The sequence below is a fragment of the Sphingomonas sp. P2_B6 genome, from assembly GCF_056404755.1.
Map to the genome: position 1 here is coordinate 104,385 of NZ_JBFUDK010000003.1, position 14,287 is coordinate 118,671.

The 14,287-nt window shown below is 67.8% G+C and carries 11 protein-coding genes and 1 tRNA gene; 7 read left to right on the forward strand and 5 right to left on the reverse strand.

Translation table 11 applies throughout. The annotated features are described in order from the left end of the window. Position 1: 1 nt before the first annotated feature. Positions 2-1,069: an AI-2E family transporter gene (locus AC1DX5_RS05040; protein WP_478014417.1), complete on the forward strand. Its 1,068-nt coding sequence runs from the start codon at positions 2-4 to the stop codon at positions 1,067-1,069. After that, complete coding sequence (gene maiA / locus AC1DX5_RS05045; protein ID WP_465174998.1) at positions 1,066-1,701, forward strand: maleylacetoacetate isomerase; 636 nt, start codon at positions 1,066-1,068, stop codon at positions 1,699-1,701. The genes AC1DX5_RS05040 and maiA overlap by 4 nt, the downstream gene beginning before the upstream one ends. Here the strand turns inward: maiA and AC1DX5_RS05050 are convergent. Then, a complete protein-coding gene (locus tag AC1DX5_RS05050) occupies positions 1,685-2,782 on the reverse strand; it encodes a glycosyltransferase (protein ID WP_465170880.1) in 1,098 nt (365 codons plus the stop codon). The two genes, maiA and AC1DX5_RS05050, sit on opposite strands and share 17 nt — an antisense overlap. A 188-nt stretch (positions 2,783-2,970) precedes the next feature. Between AC1DX5_RS05050 and AC1DX5_RS05055 the strand changes: the two genes are divergently transcribed. The 3 genes from AC1DX5_RS05055 to AC1DX5_RS05065 are packed head-to-tail and all read left to right on the forward strand — an operon-like array spanning position 2,971 to position 5,625. Next, a complete protein-coding gene (locus AC1DX5_RS05055) occupies positions 2,971-3,897 on the forward strand; it encodes a hypothetical protein (RefSeq protein ID WP_465174999.1) in 927 nt (308 codons plus the stop codon). A 31-nt stretch (positions 3,898-3,928) separates the two neighbouring features. Beyond that, positions 3,929-4,423 carry a DUF2141 domain-containing protein gene (locus AC1DX5_RS05060; RefSeq protein ID WP_465174004.1) on the forward strand — a complete coding sequence of 165 codons (495 nt, stop codon included), beginning with the start codon at positions 3,929-3,931 and terminating at the stop codon, positions 4,421-4,423. An 8-nt stretch (positions 4,424-4,431) separates the two neighbouring features. Further along, positions 4,432-5,625, forward strand: coding sequence for a glycosyltransferase (locus tag AC1DX5_RS05065; protein WP_465170882.1), 1,194 nt, complete (start codon positions 4,432-4,434; stop codon positions 5,623-5,625). Here AC1DX5_RS05065 and AC1DX5_RS05070 read toward each other — a convergent pair. Next, the gene (locus AC1DX5_RS05070; protein ID WP_478014418.1) at positions 5,622-7,088 is read right to left on the reverse strand and encodes a hypothetical protein; all 1,467 of its coding nucleotides are present in this window, start codon (positions 7,086-7,088) and stop codon (positions 5,622-5,624) included. The two genes, AC1DX5_RS05065 and AC1DX5_RS05070, sit on opposite strands and share 4 nt — an antisense overlap. Before the next feature lie 91 nt (positions 7,089-7,179). Between AC1DX5_RS05070 and AC1DX5_RS05075 the strand changes: the two genes are divergently transcribed. Further along, positions 7,180-8,805 carry an alkaline phosphatase D family protein gene (locus AC1DX5_RS05075; protein WP_465170884.1) on the forward strand — a complete coding sequence of 542 codons (1,626 nt, stop codon included), beginning with the start codon at positions 7,180-7,182 and terminating at the stop codon, positions 8,803-8,805. A 106-nt stretch (positions 8,806-8,911) separates the two neighbouring features. Then, positions 8,912-10,864, forward strand: a complete 1,953-nt coding sequence (locus AC1DX5_RS05080; protein WP_478014617.1) for an acyltransferase family protein — start codon at positions 8,912-8,914, stop codon at positions 10,862-10,864. Here the strand turns inward: AC1DX5_RS05080 and AC1DX5_RS05085 are convergent. From AC1DX5_RS05085 to AC1DX5_RS05095, 3 genes are all read right to left on the reverse strand, one after another. Then, positions 10,830-12,167 carry an HlyD family type I secretion periplasmic adaptor subunit gene (locus tag AC1DX5_RS05085; protein ID WP_478014419.1) on the reverse strand — a complete coding sequence of 446 codons (1,338 nt, stop codon included), beginning with the start codon at positions 12,165-12,167 and terminating at the stop codon, positions 10,830-10,832. The genes AC1DX5_RS05080 and AC1DX5_RS05085 overlap by 35 nt on opposite strands. Then, positions 12,164-13,840 (reverse strand): type I secretion system permease/ATPase, encoded by a 1,677-nt coding sequence (locus AC1DX5_RS05090; RefSeq protein WP_478014420.1) that lies wholly within the window; start codon positions 13,838-13,840, stop codon positions 12,164-12,166. Before AC1DX5_RS05090 ends, AC1DX5_RS05085 begins: the two co-directional genes overlap by 4 nt. A 193-nt stretch (positions 13,841-14,033) precedes the next feature. Beyond that, positions 14,034-14,126 (reverse strand) — tRNA-Ser (locus AC1DX5_RS05095). Between the last annotated feature and the right edge of the window lie 161 nt (positions 14,127-14,287).

A 14,287-nucleotide genomic window follows, 5' to 3' on the forward strand; every position in this document is an offset into this window, starting at 1 on the left:
GATGGAGCAGGCGTCAGCCCCGATCGATCCCGAACCCGGCCCGAACGAGCTGCGCGATCCCTTTGTCCGCAAGGAGCTGAAGCGCGCCACGGTATGGCTGGGCCTCGCCGCGGCGATGGCGCTGGTGGTGCTGCTGATCCAGCCCTTGCTGATCATCTTCGCGGGCCTGGTGTTCGCCGCGATGCTGGATGGCGGCGTGCGGCTGCTCGGGCGGATCCTGCCGATCGGACGCGGGCTGCGGCTGATGATCGTGATGGTCTGCGCCGTGGCCTTCATCCTCGGCGTCTTCTACATGACCGGCGTCCAGGTCGCGGCACAGGCCGAGCAGCTGCGCGTGACCCTGGAGGTGCAGGCGAACCGCCTGATCGACTGGGCATCGGCCAGCGGATTGATGCCGCGCCGGGCCGACCTGAACGGGCTGGCCCAGCAGGCGATGGGCTCGTTCGGCAAGCTCACGTCCTGGGTCGGCACCGCGGTCGGCGCGCTGACCAGCCTGTTCATGGTGGTGGTGATCGGCCTGTTCGTGGCGATGGAGCCGCGCATCTATGATCGCGGGCTGCAATGGATGGTGCCGTCCGACGTGCGCGCCGAATTCGCCATCACGATCGAGCGCATGGCCGCGACGATGCGCCGGCTGCTTGCCGGGCGCCTGGCCGGCATGTTGTTCGAAGGCGTGCTGACCTGGCTGTGCCTGTGGGCGGTCGGCGTGCCGATGGCCCTGCTGCTCGGCATCCTGACCGGCATGCTTGCCTTCATTCCCAATATCGGCGCCTTCACCAGCGGCGTGYTGATGGTAGCGGTCGGCTTCAGCGCCGGGGTCGATACCGGGCTATGGGCGATCGCGGTCTATTTCGGCGTCCAGACTTTCGACGGCTATGTCGTGATCCCGATGGTGGCGCGGCGGACCGTCGACCTGCCCCCGGCGCTGACCCTGTCGTCGCAGATCCTGGCCAGCACCCTGTTCGGCGTGCTCGGGCTTGCGCTGGCCGACCCGATCGTCGCGATGATCAAGGTCGCGCTCGAGCGCAATTCGGAACGCGCCATCGCGGAGGATTCGGGCGGCACATGATCAAGCTCTATGATTATTGGCGTTCCTCGGCAGCGTACCGCGTGCGCATCGCGCTCAACCTGAAGCGCGTGCCCTATCAGAGCCAGGATATCGCGCTGCTCGAGGGCGTGCACCGCGCGCCGGAGAATCTCGCGCGTAACCCGCAGGGTTTCGTGCCGACGCTCGAGGTGGACGGCGTGCCGATTACGCAGAGCCTCGCTATCATCGATTATCTCGACGCGCTCTACCCTGATCCGCCGATGGTGCCGCACGATCCCCTTGCCCGCGCGCGCGTGCTCGCCCAGGCGCTGGTGATCGCGGCGGACATCCACCCGGTGAACAATCTGCGCATCCTGAAGCGGCTGGAGAGCCAGTTCGGTGCCGACAAGGCGGCGAAGGACGATTGGTATCGCCACTGGATCGTGGAAGGTTTCACGGCCCTGGAGAAACTCGCCGAGACGGGTGACGGGCCGTTGCTGGGCGGCGACGCGCCCAATCTCGCCGATGTCTGCCTGGTGCCGCAGATGTTCAATGCGCGCCGCCTGGAGGTGACGCTCGACGCGTTTCCGCGGCTGGTGGCGGCGGACGCAGCGGCCAATGCGATCGCCGAGATCGCGGCCGCGCATCCCGACAGGGTCAGGCCCGCCGCCTGACGTCCGCCACGACCGAATCGAACAGGTCGAGATAGGCTTGCCCCGAATCGACGCCCGGTTCGGGCGTCGGCGCGGGACGGGCGCGACCCGGCGCGAGCCAGTGATCCAGCGCCGCGACGAGCGCCTGGTCGTCGCCGGGCGGCACGACGCTGCCCAGGGTCGGGTCGCTCACGATCTCGCGCACGGCGACGCTCGATTCAGTGGAGATGACGGGCGTGCCCTCGGCCAGCGCCTCGCGCAGCACGCCCGGCACGCCCTCGAAATCGGACGTCAGCACCACCGCGGCCGCGCGGGCCAGCGCTGAGCGTGGCTCGGTGACATAGCCCGGCAGGTGAACGCGGCGCCGCAGCCCGAGCGCGGCGATCTGGGCTTCGAGCGCGGACCGTTCGGCGCCCTCGCCCAGGATCACCAGATGTACGTCGTCGGAGGCAAGCCGGGGCAGCGCCGCGATCATCCGGTCCCAGCGCTTCTGCGGCGCGAGCCGGCCCACGCCGAGCAGGAAACGGCCAGCCGGCAGCCATGAAGGTAGCTCCCCGGACGATCCCGGTGCCGGCGGATTGGCGATGACGCTGACGCGGTCGGGCACGATCCCCATCGCCGCGATCGCCTCTTCGCGCATCGCCGGCGTCATCGCGACGACATGGTCGATGAAGCGCGGATGGAGGCGCAGCCAAAGGGGATAGCCGAATGAGACGAGCGCGCCCTGATCGGTCCGGTCGAGCCGGTTCGATACCTTGGCGACGATCGGCGGGCAGCGCCGGCCCAGCCGCGCGCGCAGGAGGAGCGCGATGCCGGTATAATGATTGCCGGGGCAGAAGATCAGATCGGGCGTCACGCTCCGGGCGATTCCGGCGACCGCACGCAGGCCGATATGGGACGGATCGCCCAGGATCCGGACATCCACATTGGCGGGCAGTTCCGCCGCGAGGGGCCCGCTTGCCTCGCCGATCACCAGCGTCACGCGACGCCCCAGATCGCCCCAGCTGCGGGCGAGTCGCAACAGCACCCGTTCCACCCCGCCGCCGTTCAGCGTCTGCGCATAGGCCAGAATGCTGGCCGCTTCGGGCGAGGGTTTCAGCATCGGAAAGAACACCATAAGCCCTTATTGCGGCGAAAATTTCGCAGCGCAGCACAATACGGACATTATTTTGGTGCAGGTTGAAAATTGCCCTGGACACGCAATTTAACTAGGGCGCGCCTACCCGGTCGAGACCGGAAACAAAACAAAACGGGTCTAATGTGGACGGACTGGGATCTAAAATTCCTATGATGGACAATGCCAAAGCGCCACTGGTGACGGTCCCCGACCTCGCCGGGCTGGAGCCCGTGCAGACGCTGAAGCGGCGTTGGCCGATGGTGATCGGGGCGATCGTGACGATCGCGATGATCGCCGGGCTGGGCCGCGAGCTGTTCGGATCGGGGCTCGCGGGCCTGAGCCGCGCCGTGCCGCACAATCCGCTCTTCTATGTCGCGTTCGCGCTGCTCTATCTCGCGCCGCCGGTGGGCGACTATATCATTTTCAGGCGGCTATGGCGCATCCCGCTGTCAGGACTGACCGCGCTGCTGAAGAAGCGGATCGCGAACGACGTGGTGCTCGGCTATTCGGGCGAAGCCTATTTCTACGCCTGGGCGCGGCAGCGCGCGCAGATGGTGGCGGCACCGTTCGGCGCAGTGAAGGACGTTTCCATCCTGTCCGCCATCGCCGGCAATGCCGTCACGCTGGCGATGATCGCGCTCGCGCTGCCGCTTGGCGCGGGCCTGCTCACCCCGCTTCAGCTCCACACGGTAGAAACCTCGGCGGCGATCACCTTCGCGATGTCGCTGCCCTTCCTGATCTTCTCGAAGCGGGTCTTTTCGCTGCCGCGGGGGACCCTGTGGTGGATCTTCATGGTCCATTGCATCCGCCTGATCTCGGGATCGATCTTCCTCGCCTTCGCCTGGCATTACGCGCTGCCTACCGTCTCCATCGGCATGTGGCTGATCCTCGGCGCGGCGCGGCTGCTGGTCTCGCGCCTCCCATTGGTGCCGAACAAGGACCTTCTTTTCGCCAATTTCGCGATCCTATTGATCGGGCAGGATGCAGAGCTTTCGGAATTGATGGCGATGACCGCGGCCCTCGTATTGCTCGTGCACATCGCCCTGATCGCTTCCTTCAGCCTGCATGGTTTGCTGAGGACGAAGAATGTCGTTGCATAAATTTATCGCGGGCATCGCCCTGAGCGGTGCGATGCTGATCCCCCTGACGGTCGAGGCCCAGGCCGGTGTGCTCGGTCCGGACAGCCCTGCCTGCATCAATGGCAACGGCCCGGCAATCCGGGTCAATGTCAGCGGGCTGAAGGATCGTGTCGGCGAACTGAAGCTGGAGTTGTATCCGGCGACCGACGCGGATTTCCTGAAGGACGACCGTGACCTGTTGAAGGAAGGCAAGTTCTTCCGCCGGGTGCGCGTGCCGACACCGCAGGCGGGCGCCGTGATCATGTGCATCAAGGCGCCGGCGCCGGGCCAATATGCGCTGCTGTTCACCCATAATCGGGATGGAAAGAACAAGTTCGATTTCTGGAGCGACGGCGCCGGCTTCCCCAGCAACGTGAAGCTGGGGCGCACGCGCCCCAAGCTTAACATGGCGACGATCAATGTCGGCTCCGGCGTGACCACCACCGATATCCAGGCGCAATATCTGCGCGGCCTTGGCGGCTTCGGGCCGATCAAGCCGAAGGACTGAGGGTCGCCATGCGAATCGTCGACGTCAACGAGTTCTACTCGCCGACCGGCGGCGGGGTGCGGACCTATATCGACCGCAAGATGGGAATCATGTCCGAACTTGGGCATGAGCTGATTGTGATCGCCCCGGGCCGCCAGGACGAGGTCGAGGAGCGTCCGGGCGGCGGCAAGATCATTTACGTCAAGGCCTCGCGCCTGATCTTCGACAAGAATTACGGCCTGTTCTGGGATGCGGCGCCGGTCACCAAGCTGCTCGACGCGCTGAAGCCAGACCTGGTCGAGGCATCGTCGCCGTGGCGCCCCGCCTGGATCGTCGGGCAATGGCAAGGGGACGCCGCCAAGGTGTTCTTCATGCACAACGACAATGTCGCTGCCTACGCGATGCGCTGGTTCGAGGGGCTGGCCGCGCCTGACCGGATCGAACGCGCCTTTGCCTGGTACAGCCGCTATATGAGCCGCTTCCTCGACAATTACGACGCGGTGGTGACCAACGGCCCGGCGCTGGAAAAGCGGCTGAAGGCGCGCGGCGTGCGGATCGACGCGGCCATGCCGCTCGGTATCGAGCGCGGCCATTTCTCGCCGGCGCTGCGCGACGAGACGCTGCGGGCGGCGCTGCTCGCGCAATGCGGCCTGCCGCCCGAGGGCCATTTGCTGCTCGGTCTCGGCCGGCACCATCCGGAGAAGCGCTGGCGGCTGGTGATCGACGCGGCCGAGCGTGCCGGCGCCGACCTGCCGGTCGGGCTGATCCTGCTCGGCGCGGGCATCGAGAGCCGCGCGATCGAGAAAAGGATCGCCGGGTCGCCGCATATCCGCATGTTCCGCCCGGTCTATGACCGCGAGCGACTCGCCCGGATCGTGGCGAGTTGCGACGCGCTGATCCATGGATCGGAAGCCGAGCCGTTCGGGCTGGTCGCCTCGGAAGCGATGGCAGCCGGGCTGCCGCTGATCGCGCCCGACACCGGCGGCTGCGCGGAGATCGCCGATCCGCTCTGCTCCGAGCTCTATACCGCCCGCGATGCGCAGTCCGCCGCGCTGGCGATCCATCGCCTGTTCGAGCGCGATCCCGCCATGCTGCGACGCGCCGCGAAGGTCGCCGCCGGCAAGGTGCGCAGCGATCGCGAGCATACGGTCGAGCTGATGGCCTATTATGCCGAGCTGGTCGCGGCGCGGCGCGAAGGCCGCCAGAGCGGCACCGCCGCCTAGAGTCGCTCGAAGATCTGGATCGTCTGGTTACCGAGCGGCCTGGCCGCCCGCAGGCGATAAGCCTTTTGCACCTCCTCCATCACCAGCGCGCGCGTGTCGGCACGTTCGCCGCGATAGGCGGGCCGCAGGACGATGATGGCTGGCTTCATCGCCAGGATGCGCACGATCTCGGCGCGCTGATCCACCCCGATCGCCCCGGTTTCGCGCGCGCGCCCGAGATGGCTCGGGAAAAGATAGCGAGTCAGCGCGCAGCGGCCCGTCGCCGGGTAGAGCGCGGCGTCGCCCGAATAGACATAGAGGCAACCCGGCGCGTGGCCGATCGCATCGACGATCGCGTGGAACTGCGCCGGCGTGCCGCGCGTGTACCGTGTGGTGATCAGCGTCGCCTGGCCTCCGACCAGGGCGATCAGCAGCACCGGCAGCGCGACGCGCCGCCCGGTGACGTGATCGCCAAAAAAACCCGCGGCACAGACGGCCAGCGGCGGCATCAGCGGCAAGGCATAATGGTTGAACCAGGACCCGAAGACGAGCAGGCCGAACGCCGCCGAACTTGCCCAGGCGAATAGCCAGAGGCGGACCGCGCGCGTTTCCGGCGACGTTACGCCGCCCGACCGGACGGCAAGGATCGCCGCGGCGATCAGGGGTGAGGTGATCAGCAGGATCTGGGCAAGATTCCCGATCTGTTCGAACACCGGATCGGGCCGGCGACCGAGGATCGACGTGACGTTGGCGAAGAACCACGCGTCGCTTGCGCCGATCGCGGCAAAGGCCAGCCAGGACAGCAGGGTCGGCAGCAGCGCCATCACGACCAGCCCTGCGCCATAGGGCAGGATCGTCCAGCGCTGCCCGGCCCGCCATGCGCACCACAACAGCCACAGGCCGAAGAACATGCCTTCGAACACCACTGAATATTTGACCTGGAGCGCGAGCCCGACCAGCGCCATCGCCGCGACGCCGCGCAGGCGGGGCGAGCTTTCCACTGGACGGGGGGCAATCAGCGCGGCGGCCGCGATGATCAGCAGATTGTAGAAGATCGGGGACTGGCCGCCCTGTCCGTCGACGAAATCGACCCACAGGACATAAGCGAGCGCACCGGCCAGCGCACCCCTGTGCCAGCCGGCGCGATCGGCCAGGCGCGCGATCAGCAGGGCGGTCGCGACCAGGCTGGCCAGCGCCATCGCCTGATAGGCCCAGGTACCGAGCGGCATGCCGAGCGCCGCCGCCGGCAGATAGATCAGGAACAGCCCGATCGGTTTCCTGTCCCACACATCGACATAAGGCAGGGCACCGTGAGTCCAGGCCTGGGCCGCGACGAAATAGAATTCCTCGTCGACATGGATGATCGGATTGCCGAAGGTGATCGCGCGGGCGAGGATCGCGACCAGCAGGATGATCGGCCATCGCCGGCCGGGCGCCATCGGCGTCGTCAGCCGGTCGGCGGCCAGAGTGAAAAGTCGCAACATCGTTCCCGGCCCTTAGAAGCGATGCCGCCGGCTGTCACGGAGCCGCCATCAAGCAAGGGCAAGGGCGAGGTTCAGGTAGAAGGAAACGACCATGTACCACCGGATCGATCGCCGCTCGTTCATGCTGACCGGTTCGCTGGGGCTTGGCGCCTTCGCCATTCCCGGCTTCGCCCAGGTGCCGAGCGTCGCCGGGGGACGCGGCTTCACCCATTCGGTCGCCAGCGGCGAGCCGATGGCCGATTCGATCCTGCTGTGGACGCGCTATGTCCCCGCCCATGGCGACGCGGTCGAGCTGAAGGTCGAGCTCTCCGAAACCGCCGATTTCGCGAAGATCGTCGCGGGCGGCGTGCAGATCACGGGGCCCTGGCGCGACCATACGGCGAAGATCACCGTGGGCGGGCTGGCATCGGGCCGTGCCTATCATTTCCGCTTCATCGCGCCCGATGGCAGCGTCTCGCCCACCGGCCGGACCAAGACCCTGCCCGAGGGCGCCGTCGGCAGCTTCCGCGCGGCGATCTTCTCCTGCTCCAACCTGCCCTTCGGCTATTTCAACGCCTATGCCCATGCCGCGGCACGGAACGACATCGATCTCGCGGTGCATCTCGGCGACTATCTCTACGAATATCCGGTCGGCACCTATCCCACGGCGAAGGAGACTGTCCCTGGCCGCCGGATCGAGCCCGTGACCGAGATGATCCATCTCGCCGATTACCGGCTGCGCTACGCCAGCTACCGCGCCGATCCGGACCTGCAAAAGCTGCACAGCCTCGTCCCGATGATCGTGCAATGGGACGACCATGAATCCGCCAACGACAGCTGGGAGGGCGGCGCGGAGAATCACCAGGCCGACGAGGGCGACTGGAACGCCCGGCGCGCCGCCTCGATCCAGGTGTTTCGCGAATGGATGCCGGTCTCCGACGAGCCGTGGAAGGCCTATGACATCGGCACGCTCGCGACTCTGTTCCGTACCGAGACCCGGCTGCTCGCGCGGACCGAGCAGCCCGATATTGGCCCGCTGTTCAAACAGGCCGATCCGATGGCCGCACTGAAGGCATTTCGTGACGGCGCCTGGCAGGACGCCGCCGCGACCATGATGGGATCACAGCAGGAGGACTGGCTCGCCCATGCGATGCGCGCCTCGGTCCGCGCCGGGCAGCGCTGGCAGGTGGTCGGCTTCGGCACGATCATGGGCGAAACGGTGATGCCGCTCGCCGCTGGCGGCTGGCTGGCGCCGGATGCGAGCGCCGGGGCCCGTGCCTATGTCGCTGCCGGCATCGCCGCAGCGAAAGCCGGCCTGCCGTTCAACTTCGATAATTGGGGTGGCTATCCCGCGGCACGCCGCCGGTTCCTGGCATCGTCGCAAGCGCTGGGGGCAAACCTCGTCGTCATCTCGGGCGACAGCCATAATGCCTGGGCGTATGATCTGGCGCGGGACGGCAAGCCCGCCGGCGTCGAGTTCGCTGGCCATGCCGTGACGTCGCCGGGTTACGAAGCCGGGTTGGGCGTCGATCCGAAAATTCTCGCGGCGGCGCTGGTCGAGGCCAATCCCGAGCTGAAATGGTGCGACACCAGCCGGCGCGGCTATATGGCGATGACGATCACGCCCGACCGGGTGACCAACGACTGGATCATGGTCGACACGATCAGGACGCCGTCGGCCAAAGGCAGCATCGGCCACAGCGCGAGCATCGCCCGCGGCCGCAACATGATGGCCTGACCCGCGGCTTGACTCGCCCCTCGATTTGCCGTGCTGGCGGATCGAGGGGAGCGGATAGCTGACGGGTACGGAGCAGATTTCGACCTACCGGCGCGAGATCGACGGGCTGCGGGCGATCGCGGTGCTGGCGGTGGTGCTGTTCCATGCGCGCATCCGCGGCTTCCCCGGCGGGTTCGTCGGGGTCGATATCTTCCTCGTCATCTCGGGCTATCTCATCACGCAGCTGATCCTGCGCGAAAGTGCGGGCGGCACCTTCACCCTGATCGGGTTCTACGAACGGCGGGTGCGACGTATCCTGCCGGCGCTCCTCGCGATGCTCATGGCCTCGGGGCTGGCGGGCTGGATCCTGCTGCCGGCGGATTTCCGCGACTTCGGCCAGAGCCTGGCAGCGATCGCGCTGTTCGGATCGAACCTGCTGTTCTGGGGGTGGCAAGGCTATTTCAGCCTGACCACCGAAGCGACGCCGCTGCTCCATACCTGGTCGCTGGCGGTGGAGGAGCAATTCTACATCCTGTTCCCGGCACTGCTCCTGCTGGTGCGGCGCCAGGCCTTTGCGCTGCGCAGCGCGCTGCTCGCGGGCGGGCTGGTTTCCTTCGCCTATGGCGTCTGGGCAGTGCAGGCCGATCCCGGTGCGGCCTTTTATTCGCCGCTGTCGCGCGCCTGGGAGTTCATCGCCGGCGCACTGCTCGCCGCCGGGCTGTTGCCCGCGCCGCGCCGGCGATGGCTGGGCGACATGATCGCGCTGCTCGGCCTGGTCGCGATCGGCCATGCGATCTGGACCTTGTCCGAACGATCCGCCTTTCCGGGCGTAAACGCGGTCGAGCCGGTACTGGCCGCCGCCGCGATCCTCCACGGCACCCAGGCGCAGGGCTCGCGCGTGGCGCGGGTGCTGGGCGCCAGGCCGCTCGTCGCGATCGGGCTGATCTCCTATTCGCTCTATCTCTGGCACTGGCCGTTGATCGTGTTCGGCAATTATTATCTGCTCGGGCCGTACCGCTTTGTCCGGCTGGCGATGGTGCTGCTGGCCTTTCCCCTGGCCTGGCTGTCCTGGCGCTATATCGAGCTGCCCTTTCGCAAGCCCCGGCTGCTGCTGTCGCGGCGCACGCTGTTCCTGAGCGCGCTCGGCGCGAGCGGCTTGCTCGCGCTCTATGGTGCCGGCATCTATTTTCTGAACGGCTTGCCATGGCGCTTCGATGCAGCGGTTCAGCGGCTGAACGAGCGCGGGCCGGAGCCCGACTATGGATGTGCGGGCCAGCCGGTCGATACGATCCGCAACGAGACGCGCTGCCGCATCGGCGGTGCGGCAAGACGCCCCAGCTTCATCTTGTGGGGCGATTCCCATGCGGCCGTCTACCTGCCCGCACTCGACATGCTCGCCCGCCGCCATCGCGTGGCGGGATACGACCTCACCTCGCTCGGCTGCCCGCCGCTGTTGCCGGTCCGGGCGAACGAGGAAAAGGCGAACCAGTGGATGTTCAGCCCGACAAAGAAACGCGACTGCATCGCGCGCAACGCGGCGGTGATGCGCTTCCTCGCCGAGGAGCGGCCGCGGATGGTGCTGCTGGCGGCGCACTGGAGCGTCTATGGCGGCGGCCTGCACCCCGATCCGGAAGAGCCGGGCGGCGACGCGCATGCCTTCGAGCAGGGCATACGGCAATTGCGCGCGCTCGGCATTGCGGTGCAGGTGGTGCAGGACGTACCCGACGCGCCGCTCGCCGAACCCCGGCGCCTGGCCAAGGCACAGCTGCTGGGGGTGATGCACCGGATCGAACCGTCCCGCACGGAGCATCTGCGCCGCGATGCCGCCTTCCGCACCATTGCATCGGATCTCGAACGGCGCGGGCTGATCGGCGTGATCGATCCGTCCCGCCTGTTGTGCGGCCCGCGGACGTGCAGGATCACCGATGCGGGCTACCCGCTCTATTTCGACGGCAATCATCTGAGCGAGCGCGGCGCGCTCTTCGTCGCGCCGGCGTTCGAGCCCATATTGCGGAGCCTCGCACCGCCTTCGGGCGATCAGGCGGTCATTCCCGCATCGCCTCGAACGTCACGCGATTGATCGGCTCGAGCAGATAGCCGAACAGGGTCCGCTCGCCCGTGCGGACCAGCACCGATGCCGGCAGGCCCGGCTTGACCAGTGACGCGGGCACATGCGCCGACGGGGTGATCTCGACGATCATGGTGAAATAGCGCTCGCCGGTGCGCTGATCGGTCAGCGCGTCCGCCGACACCGTGCGCACCACGCCTTCGACCACCGGCGCCGTGCGCGACCCGCCCGCCTCGAGCCGCACGAAGGACGGCTGCCCGGGCCGGACGTCATCGGCATGCGCCGGGGTCAGCTGCGCCTCGACCACCATCCGGGGCGATGACGGCACGATATCGAGCAGCGGTTCGCCCGGGCGCACGACGCCGCCGATGGTCGTCACCGCCAGGCCGACCACCGTGCCGTCCACCGGCGCGACGATCCGCTTGCGCGCCAGCACCTCGCGCGCGTTGGAGAGCTTCTCGGTCACCTCGACCAGCTCGGACTGGACCGATCGCAGCGCCTCGGCGGCGGTCACCCCGCCCTCGCGCCCGACCTGGCGTCGCGCGATGCGCGCTTCGGCGATCTGGGCGCGGGCACGTTCCGCCTGCGCGTTCATCGAGCGCTGTTCCCCGCGCAACTGCGCCGCGGCACGCTGAAGCGCGAGCAGCCTGGGGCGGGTCGCATAACCCTTTTCGACCAGCGCGCTGGTGTCGCGAATCTCGCGTTCGAGCAGCGCGAGCTGCTCGCCACCGGCGGTCGACTGCGCGGTCGAGCTATGCACGTCCTGGCCGAACTGGACGAGCTTCTGGTCGATCTCCGTCTCCTGCCCGCCGCGGCCGGCCTTGCGCGCGGCGAAGGCGGCGCGCTGCGTCGCGATCGCCGCCTGCACCGAGGGCGAGGAGGAGCGGGCGAGGAGATCGGGCGGAAAGGCGATGCTGTCGCGCCCGGCCAGTTCCGCCTCGCGTGCCGCCTGTTCGGCCCGCAGCGAATCGGCGCGCGCCTGGAGCACCTGCACCTGCAGCCCGGCATCGCCGTCATTGAGCTGGATCAGCAGCTGGCCGGCCCTGACGCGCGTGCCGTCGCGCACCGCGATATAGTGGACGATGCCGCCGTCGAGATGCTGCACGGTCTTGCGTTTGCTTTCGACCGCGACCCGCCCCTGCGCCACGACGCCGCTCATGATCGGCACCAGCGTACCCCACAGGACGATCACCGTGACGACCACCCCCAGCCCTATCGCCAGCCGCCGGATCACCGGCGCGATCGGCCGCGTGAGGGCGTTGGCGAGCGCCTCGCGCTCCTCGGCCGTGCGCGGCACCGGGGTCATCGCGTTCATGCCCGCGCTCCCACACCGACATTGGGCAAGAGCTGGGGCAGTAACTCGCTGGCCGCACCGAACCGGGCGATGGCGCCGGCCTTGAGCACCAGGATCTTGTCCAGGCCGTGCACCAACGCCGGGCGATGCGCGATCACCGCCAGCGTCGCGCCGCGCCGGCGCACTTCGGCGATCGCTGCCTTGAGCGCTGCCTCGCCCTCGCCATCCAGCCCGGTCTCCGGCTCGTCGAGGACGACCAGCATGGGATCGCCGTAGAGCGCACGCGCCAGGCCGATGCGCTGGCGCTGGCCGCCGGACAGGCCGAAACCCGCCGCCGCGACCGGCGTGTCATAGCCCTTGGGCAGGCCCAGGATCATGTCGTGTGCGTTCGCCGCCCGCGCCGCCGCGACGATCGCCTTGTCGTCGCGCTCGGTCAGGCGCCCGATATTGTCCGCGACGGTGCCCGGCAGCAGCGTCACATTCTGCGGCAGATAACCGATATGGCGTCCGAGATCCTCGGGATCATATTGGCTGATATCGGCCCCGTCGATCCGCACCGACCCGCGGCTGACCGGCCAGGCGCCGACCATCAGCCGGGCAAGCGTCGACTTGCCCGAACCGGAGGGGCCGATAATGCCTACCGATTCGCCGGCCGCGAGCGCGAAGGAAATGCCCTTGAGGATCGGCACCGTGCCGGCCGGCGCGGTCGCGATCACATTCTCGAACGTCACCACGCCCGTCGGCGCCGGCAGCCTCAGCGTGACCGGCGGGGCCGACTGGTCGCCCAGCGCGGTCAGGCGGGCCCAGGCGCTGCGCACCGTGAACACCTGGCGCCACGAGGCGAGGATCTGGTCGACCGGGCCCAGCGCCCTGGAGAAGACGATCGAACAGGCAATGATCGAGCCCATGCTGACCGAACCCTGGACCGCGAGCCAGGTCGCGAGGCCGAGGATCAGCGTCTGGCTGGCCGAACGGATGCCCCGCACCACCGAGGCGACCCCGCTGGTCGAGACGGTCGCGGTGATCTGCGCGGTCAGCGCCAGCCGGTTGAGCTCGGCCGCGCGCCCCTCGGCGCGACCGGCATAGCCCATCGCAGTCGCGCTTTCGGCCGAATCGAGATGCGCCTCGAGCACGTCGCTCGCCTGGCGCTGGCGCGTCACCATCTCGTCGGCGGTGCGGGCCATGGCACGACGGCTGAACCAGGCGGCGATCATCAGCGCCGCCGCGCAGGCCAGGCTGAGCAGGCCGATCGTGACATGGACGATGAACAGCACGATCACGAACAGCGGCACGAACAGCAGGTCGATCAGCGCCGCCGGGATCGGCCCGGTGACGAAACCACGAACCTGCTCCAGATCCTCGAACGCCCGCGCCCGGCGCCCCGGCGCTCCGGCCAGCGCGGCCTTGCGCGACACCGCCAGCACATCGGCCTCCATCTCGGCATAGAGCGCGGCGCCGGCCCGCGCGAACACCAGCCCGCGCAGCATCTCGAACAGGGCGGTCAGCCCCACCGCGACCAGCGTAATGCCGGTGATCGCGATCAGCGTGACGCCGCTGCGCGACGGGATCACCCGGTCGTAGAGCTGAGTCAAATAGAGCGGCGACACCAGGGTCAGAAGATTGATCGCGAGACTCGCGCCCAGCGCGGTCGTCAGCGGTCGCCTAATATAGGGCAAGTCGAGAAAACGCTTCATGATGCCCTGTTGCGACTGAGAAGGTGTCGAGATGCCGGATATATCAGCGAAATCCGCGCCGTTGGCGAGTCGCTACGGACGGTCTGCCGCGAAATTGGAAAGAACGGGGAATAAAGAGCCGAACTTCGCGGTCATCTCACCAACACAAGACGCCGGCGGCGGGCGATCTTGGGGCGAAGGCCGGGATCACCCCTGGCGGAGACGGAGGGATTCGAACCCTCGGTACGAGTAAACCCCGTACGGCGGTTTAGCAAACCGCTGGTTTCAGCCACTCACCCACGTCTCCGGCTTGGCGGCGAAGCGCGGCTATAGCGAGGGGTGTGGCTTCGATCAACCGGCCTTGCAACATGCCGTCCGGCGCGAATTCGACTCGGGTCGTCGCGCGGTTCATTGTGGGTCAAGCCGCGCAGGGGCAACACTGATCCATTGAGCGCCGGGGGAGTATAA

Coding starts and splice junctions, on each gene's coding strand:
- AC1DX5_RS05050 (WP_465170880.1), bottom strand. CDS start 2,782: ATGCTGAAACCCTCGCCCGAAGCGGCCAGCATTCTGGCCTATGCGCAG.
- maiA (WP_465174998.1), top strand. CDS start 1,066: ATGATCAAGCTCTATGATTATTGGCGTTCCTCGGCAGCGTACCGCGTG.
- AC1DX5_RS05085 (WP_478014419.1), bottom strand. CDS start 12,167: ATGAACGCGATGACCCCGGTGCCGCGCACGGCCGAGGAGCGCGAGGCG.
- AC1DX5_RS05090 (WP_478014420.1), bottom strand. CDS start 13,840: ATGAAGCGTTTTCTCGACTTGCCCTATATTAGGCGACCGCTGACGACC.
- AC1DX5_RS05055 (WP_465174999.1), top strand. CDS start 2,971: ATGGACAATGCCAAAGCGCCACTGGTGACGGTCCCCGACCTCGCCGGG.
- AC1DX5_RS05070 (WP_478014418.1), bottom strand. CDS start 7,088: ATGTTGCGACTTTTCACTCTGGCCGCCGACCGGCTGACGACGCCGATG.
- AC1DX5_RS05065 (WP_465170882.1), top strand. CDS start 4,432: ATGCGAATCGTCGACGTCAACGAGTTCTACTCGCCGACCGGCGGCGGG.
- AC1DX5_RS05075 (WP_465170884.1), top strand. CDS start 7,180: ATGTACCACCGGATCGATCGCCGCTCGTTCATGCTGACCGGTTCGCTG.
- AC1DX5_RS05060 (WP_465174004.1), top strand. CDS start 3,929: ATGCTGATCCCCCTGACGGTCGAGGCCCAGGCCGGTGTGCTCGGTCCG.